General features: G+C 63.4%; 17 protein-coding genes. 9 read left to right on the top strand and 8 right to left on the bottom strand.

Annotated features, from left to right (window positions below; all coding sequences use genetic code 11):
- Nucleotides 1-125: 125 nt before the first annotated feature.
- Genes P0D68_RS33570 through P0D68_RS33545 form a run of 6 tightly spaced genes read left to right on the top strand, consistent with a single transcriptional unit; the run spans nucleotide 126 to nucleotide 6956 of the window.
- On the top strand, nucleotides 126-1532 hold the full coding sequence (locus P0D68_RS33570) for an MFS transporter (protein ID WP_091796782.1): 1407 nt from the start codon (nucleotides 126-128) through the stop codon (nucleotides 1530-1532).
- 6 nt (nucleotides 1533-1538) lie between these two features.
- Entirely contained in the window at nucleotides 1539-2951 is a 1413-nt protein-coding gene (locus P0D68_RS33565) for an MmgE/PrpD family protein (RefSeq protein WP_408302456.1), read from the top strand.
- A 10-nt stretch (nucleotides 2952-2961) separates the two neighbouring features.
- The gene (locus P0D68_RS33560; RefSeq protein WP_408302459.1) at nucleotides 2962-4125 is read left to right on the top strand and encodes an acyl-CoA dehydrogenase family protein; all 1164 of its coding nucleotides are present in this window, start codon (nucleotides 2962-2964) and stop codon (nucleotides 4123-4125) included.
- Nucleotides 4122-5312: a CaiB/BaiF CoA transferase family protein gene (locus P0D68_RS33555; RefSeq protein ID WP_091796779.1), complete on the top strand. Its 1191-nt coding sequence runs from the start codon at nucleotides 4122-4124 to the stop codon at nucleotides 5310-5312. Before P0D68_RS33560 ends, P0D68_RS33555 begins: the two co-directional genes overlap by 4 nt.
- Nucleotides 5313-5358: 46 nt before the next feature.
- The gene (locus P0D68_RS33550; protein ID WP_091796778.1) at nucleotides 5359-6111 is read left to right on the top strand and encodes a GntR family transcriptional regulator; all 753 of its coding nucleotides are present in this window, start codon (nucleotides 5359-5361) and stop codon (nucleotides 6109-6111) included.
- A 32-nt stretch (nucleotides 6112-6143) separates the two neighbouring features.
- Entirely contained in the window at nucleotides 6144-6956 is an 813-nt protein-coding gene (locus tag P0D68_RS33545) for an HpcH/HpaI aldolase/citrate lyase family protein (protein WP_408302462.1), read from the top strand.
- Nucleotides 6957-6995: 39 nt separating this feature from the next.
- On the opposite strand, the gene P0D68_RS33540 is transcribed toward P0D68_RS33545, so the two are convergent.
- A complete protein-coding gene (locus P0D68_RS33540; RefSeq protein ID WP_408185979.1) occupies nucleotides 6996-7796 on the bottom strand; it encodes a bestrophin-like domain in 801 nt (266 codons plus the stop codon).
- 298 nt (nucleotides 7797-8094) lie between these two features.
- Here P0D68_RS33540 and P0D68_RS33535 point away from each other — a divergent pair, with 298 nt between their 5' ends.
- On the top strand, nucleotides 8095-9744 hold the full coding sequence (locus tag P0D68_RS33535) for a methyl-accepting chemotaxis protein (protein ID WP_408185980.1): 1650 nt from the start codon (nucleotides 8095-8097) through the stop codon (nucleotides 9742-9744).
- A gap of 72 nt (nucleotides 9745-9816) precedes the next feature.
- Here P0D68_RS33535 and P0D68_RS33530 read toward each other — a convergent pair whose 3' ends face one another.
- From P0D68_RS33530 to P0D68_RS33500, 7 genes are all read right to left on the bottom strand, one after another.
- Nucleotides 9817-10626 carry a c-type cytochrome gene (locus tag P0D68_RS33530; protein ID WP_091796774.1) on the bottom strand — a complete coding sequence of 270 codons (810 nt, stop codon included), beginning with the start codon at nucleotides 10624-10626 and terminating at the stop codon, nucleotides 9817-9819.
- Nucleotides 10623-12248, bottom strand: a complete 1626-nt coding sequence (locus P0D68_RS33525) for a b(o/a)3-type cytochrome-c oxidase subunit 1 (protein WP_091796773.1) — start codon at nucleotides 12246-12248, stop codon at nucleotides 10623-10625. Before P0D68_RS33525 ends, P0D68_RS33530 begins: the two co-directional genes overlap by 4 nt.
- Entirely contained in the window at nucleotides 12235-12804 is a 570-nt protein-coding gene (locus P0D68_RS33520) for a cupredoxin domain-containing protein (protein WP_408302465.1), read from the bottom strand. Before P0D68_RS33520 ends, P0D68_RS33525 begins: the two co-directional genes overlap by 14 nt.
- A 2-nt stretch (nucleotides 12805-12806) precedes the next feature.
- A complete protein-coding gene (locus tag P0D68_RS33515; protein WP_408302467.1) occupies nucleotides 12807-12983 on the bottom strand; it encodes a hypothetical protein in 177 nt (58 codons plus the stop codon).
- A 24-nt stretch (nucleotides 12984-13007) separates the two neighbouring features.
- Nucleotides 13008-14408 carry a c-type cytochrome gene (locus P0D68_RS33510; RefSeq protein WP_408302469.1) on the bottom strand — a complete coding sequence of 467 codons (1401 nt, stop codon included), beginning with the start codon at nucleotides 14406-14408 and terminating at the stop codon, nucleotides 13008-13010.
- Entirely contained in the window at nucleotides 14405-15121 is a 717-nt protein-coding gene (locus tag P0D68_RS33505) for a c-type cytochrome (RefSeq protein WP_408302471.1), read from the bottom strand. The genes P0D68_RS33510 and P0D68_RS33505 overlap by 4 nt, the downstream gene beginning before the upstream one ends.
- Nucleotides 15122-15606: 485 nt before the next feature.
- Nucleotides 15607-16494, bottom strand: a complete 888-nt coding sequence (locus P0D68_RS33500) for a LysR family transcriptional regulator (RefSeq protein ID WP_408302473.1) — start codon at nucleotides 16492-16494, stop codon at nucleotides 15607-15609.
- 95 nt (nucleotides 16495-16589) lie between these two features.
- Here P0D68_RS33500 and P0D68_RS33495 point away from each other — a divergent pair, with 95 nt between their 5' ends.
- Together P0D68_RS33495 and P0D68_RS33490 are read left to right on the top strand one after the other, a co-directional pair.
- A complete protein-coding gene (locus P0D68_RS33495; protein ID WP_408302475.1) occupies nucleotides 16590-17903 on the top strand; it encodes an MFS transporter in 1314 nt (437 codons plus the stop codon).
- A 378-nt stretch (nucleotides 17904-18281) separates the two neighbouring features.
- On the top strand, nucleotides 18282-18947 hold the full coding sequence (locus P0D68_RS33490) for a response regulator (RefSeq protein WP_408302477.1): 666 nt from the start codon (nucleotides 18282-18284) through the stop codon (nucleotides 18945-18947).
- The last annotated feature ends 15 nt before the right edge of the window (nucleotides 18948-18962 follow it).

The following is an 18962-nucleotide window of genomic DNA, read 5'->3' as shown; positions in this document are numbered from 1 at the left end:
ACGCTCGGGCAGTCTGAGAACGACCAGCAGCACATTGCGCGCATCTGCCGGCAAGAGCAGCCCGCGCGCGGATTCCGGCGGCGCCCGAACAGGCGCCACGAAGCGGCAAGCGTCAATGCGGCCGCATGCACACCAAGGAGACAAAGGTGGCTATCGGTATCGTCAACTCGGGCGCGCGACTCGATCGCCTGCCCATCGCGTCCTTTCACTGGAAGGTTCTCGGCCTCATCAGCGCGGGCGCTTTTCTCGACGCCTTCGACATCTATCTCGCCGCCGGTGCGCTCGGCGCGATGGTGAAAGCGGGCTTCTCCGATCTGAAACTGAACGCGCTATTCATTTCGGTGACGTTCTTCGGCATGCTGATCGGCGCAGGCCTGGCCGGTTATCTCGGCGACCGCTTCGGCCGCCGCTCGTCGTATCAGACCAATCTGCTGATCTTCGGCATCGCGTCGATCGCCGCGTGCTTCGTGCCGAACATGATGTGGCTGATCGTGCTCCGGCTGATCATGGGTATCGGCCTCGGCGCCGAACTCGTGGTGGCGGCGGGCACCTTGTGCGAATTCATACCCCCGGCATCACGCGGACGCTGGACCGCGTTGCTCGCGCTCATTATCAATTCCGGGTTGCTGGTGTCGACGGCGGTGGGCTACGTCGTGATTCCGCTGCTGGGTTGGCGCTATATGTTCGGGATTGCCGGCGTCGGCGCGATCATCGTGTGGGTGCTGCGGCACCGTATGCCGGAGTCGCCGCGCTGGCTCGAATCAGTGGGCCGCAGCGACGAAGCCGAGGCGACCGTTTCGGCCATCGAAAACGAGGTGCAGCGACAGAAAGGCCCATTGCCGCCGGTCGAGCGCACCGAAAGTCTCGAAGTGCCGAAAGCACCGTTCTCCGCACTGTTTTCGCACGCCATGCTGGGGCGCACGCTGGTCGCCATTCTCACGGCGGTCGCGGTGAATATTTCGGTGTACGGCTTTGTTGCGTGGTTGCCGACCTTCTTCGTGAAGGAAGGTCTCACCATCGTGCAATCGCTCGGTTTCACGACGCTCATGGCGTTCGGCGCACCCGGCGGCGCGTTGATCGGCTTTCTCTGCGCGGATCGTGTGGGCCGTGCGCGTGGTCTGGTGATCTTCGCGATCGCCACGATCGTGGTCGGCTTCATCTATCCGAACATGCATGCGGGTTGGGCAATCAGCAGTGTCGGCTTCGTGCTGGTCACCTGTATCTACACGGTCACCACGCTCGGCTTGTTCGCCTACATCCCTGAACTATTTCCGACCGAACTGCGTCTGCGCGGAACTGGCACAGCAGGCGTTTGCGGCCGCGCTGCCTCGATGACCACGCCGTATCTCGCGGTGGTGCTCTACAACTCGTTCGGCGTGTCCGGCGTGCTGGCCATGGTGAGTAGCGTGCTCGGGCTGTTGGTGCTCGGCATTCTGCTGCTGCGTGTCGAAACCAATCAGCACGCGCTCGAGCGGATCTCGCCGAGCCTCGACACCGATTCCGATCCGATACCCGCTACCCAGCAAGGTTAATCCTCCATGACTTCACTCGATACCTCTGTCACGCTGTCCGATCAGTACGCGCGCTTCGGTCTGGGTCTGCAATTGCGCGACGTGCCGCGTGCGGTGCAGACGCGCGCCAAGCATCTGATTCTCGACGCCGTTGGCATTGCATTCGCGTCACGTGGTTATCCGTATGCGGATGTTGCGCTCGCCGCCTTCTCCGAACTCGGCAACGGCGCTTCGCCAGTGATCGGCTACGGCCGGCGTCTTGGCCTGCGCGACGCCGCGACGATGAACGGCGTGCTGATTCACGGTCTCGACTTCGACGACACCCATTCGCGCGGCGTCATTCACTCGACCACCAGCGCGTTGCCCTGCGTGCTCGCACTCGCCGATCGCGACGGCGTAAGCGGCGCCGATCTGTTGACCGCGTATATCGTCGCAATGGAAGTGTCGACGCGCGTGGCGTCGGCGGCCAAGGGCGGATTCCACGACGCCGGTTTTCATCCGACGGGCCTGGTGGGCGCGTTCGGCTGCGCGGTTGCCGCAGCGCGTCTGCTGCAACTGGACGAGGCTCGCGTGGCGCATGCGCAAGGCATCGTGTTTTCAATTGCGGCCGGCAGCCTCGAATTTCTCGAAGACGGCGCGTGGACCAAGCGCGCTCATCCGGGTTTCGCGGCTGCTTCGGCGATCACCGCCGCGACGCTCGCCAAACACGGCTTCACGGGTCCACGTTTGGCCTACGAAGGACGCTTCGGGCTCTACGCGAGCCACCTCGGCAAACCGCTCGACGCGGCCGATCGCGAACTCGCCACCGAAGGCCTGGGCAGTTCATGGCAGATAGACGAAGTGGCGATCAAACCGCTGCCCGCGTGTCACTTCACGCATGCAGTCGCCGACGCGGCGATCGCGTTGCATCGCGAGCATCGCTTCTCGGCAGACAAGCTCGACTCGATCAAACGCGTGGTCGCGAAAGTGCCGCGCGGCACGGTGGAAATCGTCTGCGAACCGGTCGATGCGAAGCGCAAGCCGGTCACCGCCTACGACGCGCAATTCAGCGTGCCGTACATCGTCGCCACGGCGTTGCTCAAAGGCCGCTTTACGCTCGACGAACTCGAACCGGCCGCGCTCGCCGATCCAGCGGTTTTGGCGCTCGCCAAAAAAGTCGATTACGAAATCGATCCCGACACGACCTTCCCGCGCCACTACACCGGCGAAGTCGTGGTGGAGCGCAGCGACGGGTCGCGCGTCGCGCATCGCGAGGCGATCAATCGCGGTTGCGCGGACCGCCCCGTCAGCAACGACGACATCGTCGCCAAGTTCCACGCGAACGCGCAGCGCAGCATTTCCCGCAGTGAGGCCGAACAGGTCGCCCACGCCGTCTTGCAACTCGACGAACAGCCGGCCCGCGCGCTCGCCGACACGCTTGCTGGACACACCGCATCTTAAGGACGTCATCATGACCGCCACTGAACTCGACACGCTGGAAAACGATCAACTGATTCTCGACATGCTGGACCGCTTTCTCGACACCGAGGTGCGGCCCTACGTCCACAAGTTCGATCACGACGATATCTACCCGGCGGAGATCGTCGAGAAGATGAAAGAGATGGGCCTGTTCGGCTGCATCATCGATCCCGAGTATGGCGGGCTGGGCCTGTCGACGCGGACCTACGCGCAGATCATCGCGCGCATCTCGCGGGTCTGGATGTCGGTGAGCGGCATCATCAATTCGCATCTGATTCTCGCGATGCTGGTGCAACGCGACGGCACGCCCGAGCAGAAAAGCAAGTATCTGCCGAAGTTCGCCACCGGCGAGTGGCGCGGCGGCATCGGCCTCACCGAGCCCGATTGCGGCACCGATCTGCAGGCGATACGCACGACCGCCAAACGCGTCGGCGACGAATACATCGTGAACGGCAACAAGACGTGGATCACCAACAGCAAGCACGGCAATACGCTGGCGCTGCTGGTAAAGACGGATACGACGGCAGAGCCGCGGCATCGTGGGATGAGTTTGTTGCTGGTGCAGAAAGGTCCAGGATTCGAAGTCAGCCGCCAACTCGAAAAGCTCGGCTACAAAGGTATCGATACCTGCGAGCTGTCGTTCAACGACTATCACGTTTCCGTGGATGCGTTGATCGGCGGCGTGGAAGGCAAGGGCTTGCAGCAGATACTCGGCGGCCTGGAACTCGGCCGGATCAATGTCGCGGCGCGCGGCGTCGGTGTCGCGCAAGCCGCGCTCGATGAATCCGTCAGCTACTCGCAGCAGCGCAAGACCTTCGGCAAGCCGATCTGCGAGCACCAGGCGATCCAGTTGAAACTCGGCGAGATGGCGACGCGCGTCGAAGCGGGGCGTTTGCTGGTCGATGCCGCCGCGCAGAAGTACGACCGCGGCGAGCGTTGCGATATGGAAGCGGGCATGGCGAAATACTTCGCCACTGAGGCCGCGCTGGAAAACAGCATCGAGGCCATGCGCATTCACGGCGCGTACGGCTATTCGAAGGAGTACAACGTCGAGCGACTGTATCGCGATGCGCCGCTCCTCACCATCGGCGAAGGCACCAACGAGATGCAACGCATCATCATCGCCAAGCAGCTGATCGAAAGGAGTCCGGTATGAGTTTGCCTCTTTCCGGCGTGCGCGTGCTCGCCATTGAACAATACGGCGCTGGGCCGTTCGCGACCCAGCATCTCGCGGACCTCGGCGCGGAGATCATCAAGATCGAGCATCCGACCAATGGCGGCGACGTCGGCCGCGCGGTGGGCCCGTATTTTTTCGGCGACGGCGATAGCCACTTTTTCGAAGCGTTCAATCGCAACAAATGCAGCCTGACGCTCGATCTGAAAAAGCCCGAAGCGCGCGCGGTTTTGCTCGACCTCGTCGCGAAGAGCGACGCGGTGTTCAACAATCTGCGCGGCGATCTGCCGGCGAAGCTCGGGCTCACCTATGAGCAACTTCGCGAGGCGAATCCGAAGATCGTGTGCGGGCATCTGTCCGCGTACGGTCGCACCGGCAGCCGCGCGGCATGGCCGGGCTACGACTATCTGATGCAGGCCGAGGCCGGCTATCTGTCGGTCACGGGCGAGCCCGATAGTCCGCCGGCGCGCTTCGGCTTGTCGATCATCGACCTGATGACCGGCACGACCGCGGCGATGGCGCTGCTCGCCGGTCTGGTCGATGCGAAGACATCGGGCAAGGGCCGCGACATCGACGTGAGTCTCTTCGACGTCGCGCTGCACAACCTCGCGTATGTCGCGACGTGGTATCTGAACGGCGGCGTGGTGACAGGGCGCGAGAATCGCTCGTCGCATCCGTCGCTCACGCCGAGCCAGTTGTACAAGACCCAGGACGGCTGGATTTTCCTGATGTGTAACAAGGAAAAGTTCTGGGGCGTGCTCGCCGAAGTGCTCGATAAACCGTCGTGGGTGACCGATCCGCGCTTTTGCAACTTTCAGGCACGCCTCGCGAATCGCGAGCTGGTGCAGACCGAACTCGACACGGTGTTATCGGGCGCGACCACGGCAACATGGCTCGAACGCTTCGGCGGACGCGTGCCGGCGGCGCCGGTGTTCGACGTCAAGGAGGCGTTGGAGAATCCGTTCGTTGCCGAGCGCGAATGCGTGGTGAACGCCGAGCACCCGCGCTTCGGCACGGTGCGCGGCGTGGCCGCGCCGGTGCGGATCGACGAGCCGCTGCCGACGCGCGCGGCGCCGGACCTCGGGCAGGACACCCAACGGTTGCTCGACGAGCTCGGCTATGGTCCGGAAAGGATAGCTTTGCTGAGAGAGGCGGGTGTGGTGCAATAAGGCCGGGCGGGCAACCGTCCGCTCTTCCACTTTTTTGCACATCGAGATGGCCACGACAGTCCTCGGGCAACAGCCGCGCTACATGCAACTGGCACAGACGCTCCTGAACGAGATTCAGGGCGGACAGTTTCCCATCGGCACGTTGCTGCCGACCGAATTCGAGCTCTGCGAGCAGTTCGGCGCGAGCCGCTTCACGGTGCGCCAGGCCATCAAGCAACTGGAGCAGCGCGGTCTGGTGGACCGGCGGCCCGGCATCGGCACCCGCGTGAAAGCCATACAAAGCGAGACCGCGTACCGGCAGGTGATGGAGCGCCTGAGCGACCTGCACCGCTACACGTCGGACACGGAGCTGGAGATCGAGTCGACGCAAACCGTCGAGATCGACGACGCCGAACTGCTCGAGCGGCTCAGCGCGAAGCCAGGTGAGACCTGGTTGCTGGCCGAGGGCATTCGCCGTTCACCGGACAGTGTCGAGCCGATCTGTCACACGCAGGTGTATATCCATCCGGCGTTCCGCTCGTTGACAGGCCTGAGCGGCCGCACGCATGTGCCGATCTACACGCTGATCGAAAAGCAGTTCGGCGAGCAGATCGCCGAAGTTCAGCAGGAAATCCGCGCGGTCGCGCTGCCGGCGGCGCTGGCGCAACGTCTGAACGCGAAGCCGCGTTCGCCCGCGCTGTGGTTGTGCCGCCGTTATCTGAACCGGCGTGCGCAGGTGGTCGAGCTGACCATCAGTGTGCATCCGGCGGACCGCTACAGTTATTCCGAAACATTTCAACGCGACTGGCACGCCAACTAGCAGCATCGCGGCGTGCGGTTCAGGAGAGCAGGATGGACGCACGCAGTTATCTGTTCGTACCGGGCGACCGGCCCGAGCGCTTCAGCAAGGCGCTCGACACGGGCGCCGACGCGGTGGTGATCGATCTCGAAGACGCGGTTGCGCCGGCGGCGAAGCTCGCCGCGCGCGATGGCCTGCAACGCTGGCTGTCGACGGCGGATCCCGCGCGGCTCATCGTCCGCGTGAACGCGGTGGGCACACCGTGGCATGTCGCCGATGTGGAGACGGTGCGGGCCTCCGGCATTGCCACGTTGATGCTGCCTAAGTCGGACAGCGCGCAGCAACTCGCCGACGTCGCCGCGCGGCTGCCGGCGGCGATGCGCATCGTGGCGCTCATCGAAACCGTCGCGGGTGTGGTGGCGATGCGGGAAATCGCCGCCGTGCCGTCGGTCACGCGGCTTGCGTTCGGCACCGTGGATTTTTGCGGCGATGCCGGCATTGAAGGACTCGGCGTCGAACTGAATTACGTACGCTCGCAGATGGTGATCGAATCGCGCTATGCGGGCCTCGCCGCGCCGGTCGATGGCGTGACGCTGGAACTCGACGATCTCGCCCGCCTGACGGAGCACGTGGCCGGCGCGCGGCGCTTCGGCTTCGGCGGCAAGCTGTGCATACACCCGCGCCAGGTGGATCCGGTCAACAGCGGTTTCGCGCCCAGCGAGGACGAGCGGCGTTGGGCGGCGCGTGTTCTCGCGGCGTGTCGCGAACATCCGGAAGGGGCGTTCGCGGTGGACGGCAAACTGGTCGACCGGCCGGTCATCGAGCGGGCGAAAAGGATTGCTGAATTCGACACGCTCACGCGGTGATGGTGCGCCGGTTCGGCCCGGCGGCAAGGCAAGCCATGCTTACCGGCGCAAATGGTCCAACGCGTCCCTCATGGGCACACTGGAGATGACAATCGGCCCCGTAAACGGCGTATCCAGGTCGACGATCACATAGATCGCGGAAGCAATCGACACCGCGCCGAGCAAAATCGTGACCAACGCCAGCGCGTTGCGCGGCGCGATCAGGCCGAAACTCAGAAAGATCACGGCCAGCCAGAAGGTCAGTGTCTTGAGGAACGGCTGGGAAATCGAGCTGTGCGCTTCCTCGATGATCTTCCACCGCGCGTCCACCACGCGCCGGTATTGCACCAATCCGTCGTCGAGCGCGCGTTGCTGTAATGGATCGTGGGTCCGCAATTGCCGCAACTCCCTGCCCACGGCGGTCAGCATATCGCCGAGCCGCACGTTCTCCAGTTTCTGCGAGTTGTCCTGCGAGCCGATGTCTTTCGGGTATTCGCCGGTGGGAGGGGTTTCGCCGGGCCACGTCGAGGCAATCGCCGCCGCCGTGTACTGGCGCAACAGGTGCCGGGCCGGATCGGTATCCGCGCCGTATTGGCGCAAGGTCGTGTCGAACTCGATCAGATCGGCTGCGTAGGCGCGCAAATCATTGGAAGCCGTGTCGAAGCTGGACTTCGCGGATGCCGTCATCAAGCCGAGTACCAGCGCGGCAAACGTCACCAGCATGCCGATCACCAGCTGGATCAACTGCACGGTTTCATGCGCCTTGTGCTCTTCAGGCAACAGCGGCCGCACCCACACGCCCACGCCGGTCGCGATCAGCAAGAGAGCGAAAATCACCACGGTCGAACCGACTTCGGACATACGCATGCTCCGTAGACGCACCCTCGCCACTTTCCATCAACCGCCGCCCGCCGAAAACCCGGGTAGTCCCGCAACGATCGGCGCGTATCACCGGCCTCATCCGCTTGAATTTTGATGTAACACAACGGCGTGGGCATCGACTATCAAGTTTTTGCTGATCGCGCCGTAGTCCTTACATGTGGCATTCGCTTAAATCAAGACAATAGTTGCGGACCTGGCCGAGTGAGCTTGTGCGCAGCGCGCGTGGCCGAGATTTTTGATGAACATCCGGTCAGGCAGCCCAACGGAGACACGCCCGATGTTGAAAAATCTGTCGATTCGCACCTGTCTGACCATGATGATCGGATTTTTCGGCATCGTGTTACTGGTCGGCGCCGCCGCCGGCCTGCTGTCGCTGCGCTCGAGCAACGCCTCGCTGCAGCAGATGTACACCGTGGACACGCCGGCAGTCGCCGACCTCGAAGGCAGCGCCGGACAGCTGTTGCGCCTGCGTCTCGCGCTGGCGACGTATGCCTCGCTCGTCGATCTCAACGATCAGGACGGCGCGAACGCCGTGCTCAAGCGTTTCGATCAGTACCAGAAAGGATCGAACGACCGTCTTGCCCACTATGTGAGCCGCGCGAGCACGGACGCCGACGAACAGCGCCTCATCAAGGACATGCAGGACAAGCGCGATACCTTCCTGCACGAAGGCGTCGATCCGGCGCTCGCCGCGCTCAAGTCCGGCGACAAGACCACCTTCCAGCAATTGCAGGCGCACAAGCTGCCGTCGCTCTACAGCGCCTATGAAAAGGCCATGCTCACGCTCGAACAGTTGCAGATCGATCACGGCGCGCAGCGCTATCAGGATGCGCAGGATCTGTTCTACGCGATCTGTATTGCGGTGGCGATCGGCATGGTCGTGTCGCTGCTCGGTTCGTTGATCGGCCGCGCGGTGCTGGTGCGCGCGATCGTCAGTCCGGTCGACGCCACCATCGCGCAGTTTCAGCGCATTGCCAATGGTGACCTGACTGGTCAGATCGTCGTGGCCAGCAATAACGAAATGGGCCGTCTCGCGGCCGCGTTGCGCAAGATGCAGGAATCGCTGATCGCGACAGTGAATTCGGTGCGGCAAGGCACGGAATCCATCGACACCGGCGTGAGCGAGATTGCCGCGGGCAATACCGATCTGTCGCAACGTACCGAAGAGCAGGCCGCGTCGCTCGAAGAAACGGCGGCGAGCATCGAACAGCTCACCTCGACGGTCAAGCAGACGGCCGACAACGCCAAGCAGGCCAGTTCGCTCGCGCAGGGCGCATCCAGTCTGGCCGCGCAAGGCGGCGATCTGACGGAACAGGTGGTAGGCACGATGCATGGCATCGTCGACGATTCGCGGCGCATTGCCGACATTGTCGGCGTGATCGAAGGGATCGCGTTTCAGACCAATATTCTCGCGCTGAATGCGGCAGTCGAAGCCGCGCGCGCCGGCGAGCAGGGACGCGGCTTCGCGGTGGTGGCGAGCGAAGTGCGCTCGCTCGCGCAGCGCAGCGCGGCAGCGGCGAAGGAGATCAAGGGTTTGATCGACGAATCGACGGCGCGTGTGCAGGCCGGTTCGCAGCTGGTACAACGCTCGGGCTCGACGATGACCGAGATCGTCGACGCGATCGCGCGCGTGAGTTCGATCATGGGTGAAATCGCGGCGGCCGCGACCGAGCAGAGCACCGGCATCGATCAGGTCAATCTCGCGGTTGCGCAGATGGACGAGGTGACTCAGCAAAATGCGGCGCTGGTCGAAGAGGCCGCGGCGGCGGCGAGTTCGCTGGAAGAGCAGGCGCGGCGACTGACTTCCGCCGTGTCGGTGTTTCAGACCGGCAGCGGCGCAGGTTCGTCGTCCGCGCATGGCGGACGGCGCGGCGGTTCGGTCGCCGCGCCGGGAACCACGCATGCAGGCGAGTTCGCAACGGCTTGAGATCGGCGGTTGTGTTGCGAGACGGCGTGTCGAGTCGTTGGGACGAGTCGCGCGGCACGCGCAAAGCGTCCGCTACTGCATGGCCGCATAGTATTTCGCCACACTGTCGATCTCGGCGGGCGTCATCTGCCGTGCGACGTTGCGCATCTGTTCGTTGATGTCGTTGTGTCTTGCGCCGGAAGCAAAGGCGCGTAACTGCGCCGCCAGATAGATCGACGACTGTCCGCCCAGCCACGGCGCCGCGCCCTTGCGATCGAGCTGCCCGTGGCATGCCGCGCAAGGCGCGATATTGCGCTGCGGATCGCCCTGCATGGCCAGCTTCACGGCATTCGCGTCCGGTTCCACCCCGGTGGGCAGTGTCTGCGCTGCCGGTGCCCGCGGCAGCGATGCGTAATAAGCCGCCAGATCGTGCAGATCCTGGTCGCTGCGCGCGGCGATGATGGGTTGCATGATCGCGTTCTGGCGCACGCCGTTCTGGTAGTCGCGCAATTCTTTATAGATCACGTCGGCATATTGCCCGGCCAGCGCGGGCGCCGTCACCTGCACCGTGCCCAGCACGCCGTGACACATCGAGCAATTTTGCGTCGCGATCGTCGCGCCGCGGCCGATCGAATTCGCGTCGGCTCGCGCGCGCCGCAAAGGCGGCAAGACCACCACTTCGCTCGGCGCCGGCCCGGTGAGATTGGCGCCGCCGTACCAGCTCGACGGCGCGCCCGCGGCGCTGCAGATCGTCGCCCATAAGCCGCGGTCGCCGAAGGCGTTGCTCGCCGAAGGCAGCCAGATAAAGCCGATCAGTATCGACACGACGGCAATCGCAAGCGTGCCGCCCACGCTCACCGTGAACCACGGGTTGCGCAAGCTGAAGACGCGTTCCTGGTTCATCGCTGCGCTCCGACGACGACTGCCGGCACGGACGTCTGCGGCAATCTGAGCAACTGCACGATCGGCACACTGTAGTTGACGACCGTGAGGCCGATCATCAACGCCACCCACAAACCGAAGCTGTTGAGTGCGGCCGGCACGCGCTCCACCGGCTGTGCCGCGCTCGCGAAGCGGAAGCTCTGCTGCTGCACCACCGGGCCGAATTGCGACTTGGCGAGGATGTAGATGAACAGCACGCCGGACGCCACGAGGATCAATCCGCCCACCGCCGACATGCCGACCCAGAACGCCTGCGACTGCATGCCCGGCGTGTTGTAGTCGTAGTAGGCCATGCGGCGCGGCGCACCGAGCAGGCCGACGTAATGCCACGGCAGCGTCACGACCATCATGCCGATGAACCACAGCCACAGTTGCGTACGCACCAGCTTGACCGACGCGAGGGCCCGGCCGGTCAGTTGCGGCCACAGTTCATAGGCGATCGCGAAGTACATGATGACGATCGCGCCGCCGAAGATCAGATGGAAGTGGCCGGTCACCCACTGCGTGTTGTGCACGGTCGAGTTCAGCTGGTAGCTCATGTTGATCAGCCCGCCCGCTCCGCCGAGTCCGAGCATCACGAACGAGAACGCGATTACGAGCATCATCGGGTTTTGCCAGGGCAGTGCGCCTATCCAGCCGAAGGCACCCTTGCCGCCGCGCAGTCGGCCGGCGATTTCGACGGACGCGCAGATCGTGAACACCGTCAGCAGCGTCGGCACCGACACCATGCCGGTGAAGACCGCATGCAGGAACTTGAAGCCGGAGCCGACCTGAGGATCGGCGAACAGGTGGTGAATGCCGATCGGCATCGCGAAGACGAGGAACAGGATGAACGACACGCGCGCCATCGAATCGCTATAGAGCCGTCCGCCGATCGCGCGCGGCACCAGCGTGTAGTAGGCGATATAAGCGGGAATCAGCCAGAAGTAGACGATCGCGTGCAGCGTCCACGAGAACAGGATGCGCGAGAGGCCGGCGTCGATCGTGTTGGTGAGGCCGAATGCGACCGGCAGGATCTGGAACAGGATTTCCAGCGCCGCGCCGACAGCGGTCCAGGCCCACAGATACGCGCCCGCCACGTTGGCGAACATGGCGAGCGGCACCGGCTTGCCCGGATTGGCGCGCTTCCAGATGCGCAGGTTCACATGCATCAGCGCGACCCAGATCCACGAGCCGACCACCACCAGCACCACGCCGAGGTAATAGAAGGGACTGCCGATCATCGGTGGATAGAAGGTGTAAAGCACCGAGGCCTGGCCGAGCGCCACGGGCACCATTGCCATCACCGCGCCGATTGCCAGCATGATGAAGGCGGCCCACGCCCATTTGAGACCGACGAGGCGCTGCGCTAGCGCGAGTTCGACGATCGCGTAGCCGAAGCCCATCGACACCAGCGTGGGCAGCACATAAGCCATCACGGAGCCGTGCGCGGTTACCGAACGATAGTAAAGCTCGGGGTCGCCGACCCACGGCACCAGCGGGCTGCGCACCAGCATCTGCCAGGCGCCGAGCAGCAGCGCGATCAGAAACGCAATGAAGGCGAGCCAGAAATGCGCGAGAACGAGTCGCTTAGCGTGAAACACAGCTCAGCCTCCGTGATTGTCGGGCCTGCTCGAAGAAGGTGGCTTTGTCGATGACTTTCACGTGCGCCCACATGGTCTGATGCCCGAAGCCGCAGAACTCGTGGCACGGCATGGTGTGATCGGCAGGCGTGTCGAAGCGCGTGTTCAGTGTGGCGACATAGCCCGGCACGACCATCGTGTTGATGTTGGTGTCGGTGACGAGCAGGCCGTGTACGACATCGGCGCTGGTGGTGCGGATCGTGATCGGCGTGTCGGCTGGCACCAGCAGGCATTGCGGCGTGAACGAGTATTGCTGCGCGATGAAGCGCACGACCACCGAGCCGTCCGGCTCGACCGCACTGCCCAGATTGTCTTCGACGAATTCGCCGGACAGTTGCAGGCGTGATGGATCGATCGTTTCGACGCGCGAGGGCGGCATCATCGCCCAATGCAGTCCCGAATACACGATCACGACCAGCATCAGAACGATCAGCGCGACGGCGAAAATGGCCCAACGGCGCTCGGCGCGCAAGGCGACCGCGTGGCCGCCCGATTGGTGGTTGGAATCGGTCGACATGATCAGTGAACCACGCCGCGCGGCAGAAACACGAGAAAGTAGAAGCCGAACCAGATCGCCATGACGATCAGCGTGGCGACGCCGGCGAGAGCGATCGCGCCATGCGGGCCGGCCGCGACGACGCGTTCTACTTCTTCGTCCGTCGGCGGGGCCGCGCTACCGGTATCGTTTGCTTCCATCTGAAGGCTCTCCAGTGCGGTGGTTCAGTGCAACGGCGCATTGCGCAACGCGTTGACGTCGCGGGACGTCACGGGCTGACCGTGATTGCCCCACGCCGTGCGGATATAGGTGACCACCGCGGCGGCGTCGGTGTCGTTCAGTTCCTGACCGAAAGGCGGCATGCCGTACGGTTCAGGATTGCGCATCGTGCCCGGCGGGAAACCGCCATTGAGCACGATGCGAATCGGATTGACCGAAGAGTCCATTTCGATCGACTGGTTGCCGGCGAGCGGCGGATAGTGTTGCAGCTTGCCTTCGCCCTTTTCGCCGTGGCAGATCGCGCATTTGTCGGCGTAGATTTTTTCGCCGAGCGCGAACACGTTGGTGTTGGTCGGCGCCGACGGACCGGTCTTGCGGCCGCTCTTGTCGGGCAAGGATTTCAGATAAACCGCCATCGCCTTGATATCGTCTTCCGTCATGTACTGGAGGCTGTGGTACGTGACTTCGGCCATTGGGCCGTACACCGCGCCGCGATCGGAAATGCCCGCTTGCAGCAGATCGACGATGTCTTTGGTGCTCCAGTCGCCGAGGCCGCCGTCCTTGTCCGAGGTCAGCGAAGGCGCGTACCAGTTCTGTACGGGAATCAGGCCGCCCGCGAACTGTTCGCTCTGCGACGAGCCGCCGAGCATGTTGATCTTGGTGTGGCACATCGTGCAGTGCCCGAGCCCTTCGACCAGATACGCGCCGCGGTTCCATTCGACCGATTTGGTCGGATCGGGCTGGAATTCGCCTTCGCGGAAATACAGCGTGCGCCAGCCGTACAGCAGGTTGCGCTGATTGAACGGGAAGCGCAGCGTGTGTTTGTGATTCGGCTCACGCACCGGCGTGACGGTCCGCAGATAGGCGAAGATCGCGTCCGAGTCCTCGCGCGTGACCTTGGTGTATTGAGCGATCGGCATTGCCGGATAAATCAGCGTGCCGTCCGGTGTGCGGCCGGTGCGCATCATCTTGAAGAACGCGTCCTGGCTCCAGGTGCCGATGCCGTATTGCGCGTCCGGCGTGATGTTCGGCGAATACAGCGTGCCGAACGGCGTTTCCATGGCAAGGCCGCCCGCGAACAGTTTGCCGCGCGGCGCGGTGTGGCAGGCCACGCAGTCGCCCGCGCGCGCCAGATACTCGCCGCGTTTGACGATGTCGGGGCGCGTGTCGGCGGCACCGCCCGGCGCGGACGTTGTCGCGGTGTCGGCGGCGCGTGCTTCGGCGATGAGGGGCGTGTGCGATACGTGCAGAAGCGCGGCGCTGCCCGTGAGGATCAGGCCGGCGGCCAAGAGACCTGACGCGAACGGCGCATGCGCGCCTCGGCCCTTCGTCATGGCGAGCACAGTGGTGAGCAGCGCGGTGCGCAGCGCGCGGAACGAGCCCGGAGAGCGAAGTGTCGGCTTCATTGCGGTTGGCTCCCGCATGCGAGAGGCAGCCGCTCGCCGGACGCCGGTGCGGGCCGCGGATCGGCCGGACGCGGCTGGCGCGCGAGCCAGCTCGATACCGCGGTAATGTCCTTGTCGCTGAGCTTGACCGCGATCGAATGCATGCAGTCTGGTGCGAGCGCGTGCCGCGTGCCCGAGCGCCAGGTACCCATTTGTCCGGCAATATAGCTCGCGTGCAAACCGAGCAGACCTGGAATGCCCGGCTGCGTCCCGGTCATGCGCGCACCGTGGCACGCAATGCACGCCGGTATCTTGCGGGCGGGGTCGCCCTGGGTGACGAGGCGCTGTCCGGCGGCGAGCACTGCCGGCGCGACGGCGCTTTGATCGGCGTTGGGGTACGGCGGTTGCAGATCGGCGAAATACTGGCTGATCTTGCGCAGGTAGTCGTCGGGCAGGAAGGCGAGCAGATAGCCCATTGGCGGATATGTGCGGCCGCCGTCGCGAAACGCGGTCAACTGGTTGAACAGATACTCGGCCGGCTTGCCGGCAATGCGCGGAAAGTAATCGTTGTTCAGGCCTTGGCCCTGCACGCCGTGACAGGAGGTGCAGGCGCGCACGCGTTCGTCCATGGCCGAGGGCATGGCGCTGGACGCGTCGGTGGCGGCGAGCGCCACGCCGCTCCACATAACGTAAAGCACTAACAGAACAGACGATCCGATAGTTCTACGATGCACGCCAGGCCTCTATTGGGAACGTTCTTTCTTCTCGATTATTTCTCGCGCATTCGCTCGCGGATTGGCTCCTGAATCCACGGACGGCGTGTGGCAACTCCGTCAGTTGTTTTTGTATAACGAGTGCGAAAACAGCAAATCGAAAACGGACTTATTCTGAATGGCGAGTGTTGATTTGCTACGGCGATGCGATTGCTTTTTAAAACAACGATCTGCCTGAATGCGCCAGTGGGTGGCGGCTTTCGGGCTGCGGGAATTAACGCTTGAAACGTTCAGCAGCGTGTACGAGGTTGCAGGAATTCATTCGGCGCGTCAATAGCAAACAAAAGCTAATTTGACCAAACACCTGTTCATGATAGGCGTCGACCAGGGGGCTTTCAACGTTTCATTGCAAATCGCCGCGTGCTTCGACGTTATCGCGCGAATGTGATTGTTTGATGATGGAACACGTGCTTCAGCGACACACCTTGGACCTCCTGCAAGCGTGGTCAACTGAAGAGCCGCAGCAAGGCCGTGCGCGCATTGCTCACGCGTTCGCTTTCGCCGATTCGTCCGGGCAACAGATGAAACTCCACGGCAGGCAGCGCGGGCAAGCCGACGCTCGCCGGGCAGGCCACGACGCCGCCGCCGACCGATGATTCGTTCAGGCAGGAAATGCCGAGCCCCGCCTTCAGTGCGAGTTGCAAGCCTGCCACGCCGGAGGCGGAGTGCGACACCACGTAGGGCACTTTGTGTTCGTCGAGCAACTTCACGACGAAACGCTGCAACTGGCAACTCGACGGCAGCAACACGAGCGAATAGGGCGTGGCCGGCCGCGGACCTGAATCCGCCGCGCTCACCCAGAGCAGTTTTTCGCGCCGCACAACCGTGCTCGGCGCAGCGTTGCGCCGGCCGGTGGCGCGCGAGTTATCCGTGACGAGCCGCAGCGAGAGACCAATGTCGAACGACGCATCGTCACCTGCATTGCTGTCGATCACCGCACTTGGCAAAACGGTGACGTGCAGCTTCAGGCGCGGATGCTGTTCCGAGAACGTCTTGAGAATGCGCGCGATGTCGTGCGGACGGTAGTAGTCCGTGATGGCAATGCGCAACTCGCCGTCCAGCGAGCGGCCTTGCAGATCGTCGAACGCGGCTTCGCTCATTGCGATGATGCGCCGCGCGTGGTCGAGCAGGCGGCTGCCGGCCGGCGTGGCGCTGACGCCTTGCTTGCTGCGTATGAAGAGCGGCTGGCCGGCGCGTTCCTCCAGTTTCTTCAACTGCTCGCTGACGGAAGACTGCGACAGGAATACGCGCTCCGCGCCCGCCGAGACACTGCCCGATTCGGCGACGGCGACGAAGGTTCGCAACTGGGTCAGGTCGAATCCACGCTGGCTCATGATTCGGTATATCCGATGGAAGTCATCTAAAATTCCGGCTTTTCCGATAGAAAGACCAGCCGTAGCATACCTCCAGATTCTTTGCGGAGGGTGGAATGGGAAACGAATCAATGGCAGCCGTAGGGCTATCCGGCAGGCGTTCGGCAAGCCACAGGTGGAAGGTGCTCGGGGTCGGTTTCGCTGCGAACGCGAGCTTTTCCGCGGCATTTTCGGGAATTCCGACGACGGCGGTTTTCTTGCGCTCGGGCTATCACCTGGGCAACGACGGTCTGGGTCTCGTGCTCGGCATGTTGGGCCTCGGCATCGCGGTCAGCGAGTTGCCATGGGGACTGCTGACCGATCGCTGGGGCGACCGGCGTGTCCTGTTGCTCGGACTGCTTTCGACCGCTGCCGCGCTCGCCGGCCTCGCGTTGTTCGTCGTGCCGTCCGGTACGCACATACCGGGCGTGAGCACGCTCGCGCTTGGCCTGTTGCTGGTTGGACTGTTCGGCGGCAGCGTGAACGGTTCGAGCGGCCGCGCAGTGATGGCCTGGTTTCGCGAAGGTGAGCGCGGCCTCGCCATGAGTATTCGCCAGACCGCGGTGCCTGCGGGCGGCGGCCTCGGCGCACTGCTGCTGCCAGTGCTCGCGTCGCGTTATGGCTTTGCGAGCGCATATACCGTCCTGGCGCTCGCCTGTGCGATCACGGCGGGGTTCGCATGGCGCTGGCTGCATGAACCTGCTCATACCGATTCGGAAGGCGCACGCGAAGTCCGTGACACGGCGGCGAATGGCATGCGCAGCAGCGTCTCGCCGTTGCGCGACATCGGCATCTGGCGCGTGGCGCTCGGCGCTGGAGCGCTGTGCGTGCCGCAACTCGCCGTCGTGACGTTCGGGACGGTGTTTCTTCACGATTTCAGCCGCGCCGGCGTCATGGCGATCAGCGTGACGATGGCTGCGGTGCAAACGGGCGCCGCGATCGCGCGGGTCTGGAGTGGCGCGTGGACCGACCGGCGCGGCAATCGGCGGAACTATATGCGCGCCTGCAGTTTGCTGACGGCGGTGTTGTTCGCCTCGCTCGCGTTACTGACCGGCCTCGCCGGCATGCATCACGCGACGCTGACAGCGGTATTCGCGCTGATGGTCGTGCTGGGCGGTGTGAGCGCGTCGGCATGGCACGGCGTGGCCTTTACCGAACTCGCCACGCTGGCAGGGACGAACCGCGCCGGCACGGCACTGGCGATCGGCAACACCTGCGTTTTTCTCACGCTGTTCCTGACGCCCCTGGCAATTCCGCCGCTGTTGACGATAGGTTCGTGGCCGATGGTGTGGGCAGTAGCCAGCGGGTGCGCATTGATCGCGTTCCCGGTGTTTCCGCGCGCGGCGCGTGAGGGGAAGGTGAGGGCGGCGCGCGCCTGCGACGCAATCTGACGAGGCACGGCGCCGTTCGGTAATGGGGTGATTGCCGCGGGGCGGCTGCCGCGCTTTTTGTCATGCCGTTGGGCGGCGTGTGGACACGCCTGCGATGAGTGGTTGCACCGTCGAATTCCGGCCGGAATGGGTTCCGTTGTGAAAGTAAAAAATATTCATTTTGCGTATTTATTCTTTTCTTCTTTGATAAATCCGCATTGGTAATTGGTTTTTCTACAGGATTCGGAGCGCTCCGATTTTCGTGGAGTTGTAGTGGTGATTTTATGGCCGCCTTGACACGCGAAGCGTCGTCAAGGGGCCGTCAAAGAATAGGTAAAGTGTGTCAGATTTTTTCTGCACATTTGAAAATAATCCTGCAACAAACGAGAGAAAATCCTGGTGAACCTTCGAATTATCCTGGCGGACGATCATCCATTCGTTCTGCTTGGCATCCGTGCGACTTTAAAAATGCATGCCGGTGTCACCATCGTCGACGAAGCGACGAATGCCGTTTCGCTGCTCGAACGCTTGCGGAACACACCCTGCGATGTGCTCGTCACCGATCTCGCCATGCCGGAGCGCTCGGGCGCCGTCAACGACGGCCTCGATCTCGTCCGGCGAATCCGTTGCGACTGGCCGCAGCTGCGCATCGTGGTGATGACAACGCTGACGAATGCCGCGATCCTTCGCGCCATTGTGTCGGACGGCGCCGTGAGCATGCTCGGCAAGGCGGAGTCGATGCACGAGCTTTGGCAGGCGATTGCCACGACTCGGCACGGTGAGGCCTATCTCGGGCGTTCCATCGTCGAAGCGCTCGCGCGCCCGCAGGAGTTTGCGTGTGAACGACCGGCGCCGCCGCGTCTATCAGGCGCTCAGGCCAAAGTCGTCAGGCTGCTGGTGGACGGCCAGTCGATCGCTGAAATTGCAGCGGCGCTCGGCTGTCATCGTCGCACGGTCAGCAGGCAGAAACGCGAGGCAATGACCAAGCTCGGAGTTGCCAACGATCCAGGTCTTTTTTCTCACGTGCGCGCATATGGAATTCCTGGTTTTGAATCGTATATCTAAGCAATTTACTTTTTA

Origin of the sequence: Paraburkholderia sp. RL17-380-BIE-A (assembly GCF_046028085.1) — a bacterium.
Taxonomy (GTDB): domain Bacteria; phylum Pseudomonadota; class Gammaproteobacteria; order Burkholderiales; family Burkholderiaceae; genus Paraburkholderia.
Note: the sequence above shows the minus strand (reverse complement) of the source record. Positions and strands in the feature narration are given on the sequence as shown.

Excerpts from the sequence above, each read along its gene's own strand:
- P0D68_RS33530 (WP_091796774.1), bottom strand. The coding sequence starts at position 10,626 with ATGAACCAGGAACGCGTCTTCAGCTTGCGCAACCCGTGGTTCACGGTG.
- P0D68_RS33520 (WP_408302465.1), bottom strand. The coding sequence starts at position 12,804 with ATGTCGACCGATTCCAACCACCAATCGGGCGGCCACGCGGTCGCCTTG.
- P0D68_RS33540 (WP_408185979.1), bottom strand. The coding sequence starts at position 7,796 with ATGTCCGAAGTCGGTTCGACCGTGGTGATTTTCGCTCTCTTGCTGATC.
- P0D68_RS33535 (WP_408185980.1), top strand. The coding sequence starts at position 8,095 with ATGTTGAAAAATCTGTCGATTCGCACCTGTCTGACCATGATGATCGGA.
- P0D68_RS33550 (WP_091796778.1), top strand. The coding sequence starts at position 5,359 with ATGGCCACGACAGTCCTCGGGCAACAGCCGCGCTACATGCAACTGGCA.
- P0D68_RS33510 (WP_408302469.1), bottom strand. The coding sequence starts at position 14,408 with ATGAAGCCGACACTTCGCTCTCCGGGCTCGTTCCGCGCGCTGCGCACC.
- P0D68_RS33545 (WP_408302462.1), top strand. The coding sequence starts at position 6,144 with ATGGACGCACGCAGTTATCTGTTCGTACCGGGCGACCGGCCCGAGCGC.
- P0D68_RS33560 (WP_408302459.1), top strand. The coding sequence starts at position 2,962 with ATGACCGCCACTGAACTCGACACGCTGGAAAACGATCAACTGATTCTC.
- P0D68_RS33500 (WP_408302473.1), bottom strand. The coding sequence starts at position 16,494 with ATGAGCCAGCGTGGATTCGACCTGACCCAGTTGCGAACCTTCGTCGCC.
- P0D68_RS33565 (WP_408302456.1), top strand. The coding sequence starts at position 1,539 with ATGACTTCACTCGATACCTCTGTCACGCTGTCCGATCAGTACGCGCGC.
- P0D68_RS33515 (WP_408302467.1), bottom strand. The coding sequence starts at position 12,983 with ATGGAAGCAAACGATACCGGTAGCGCGGCCCCGCCGACGGACGAAGAA.
- P0D68_RS33495 (WP_408302475.1), top strand. The coding sequence starts at position 16,590 with ATGGGAAACGAATCAATGGCAGCCGTAGGGCTATCCGGCAGGCGTTCG.
- P0D68_RS33555 (WP_091796779.1), top strand. The coding sequence starts at position 4,122 with ATGAGTTTGCCTCTTTCCGGCGTGCGCGTGCTCGCCATTGAACAATAC.
- P0D68_RS33570 (WP_091796782.1), top strand. The coding sequence starts at position 126 with ATGCACACCAAGGAGACAAAGGTGGCTATCGGTATCGTCAACTCGGGC.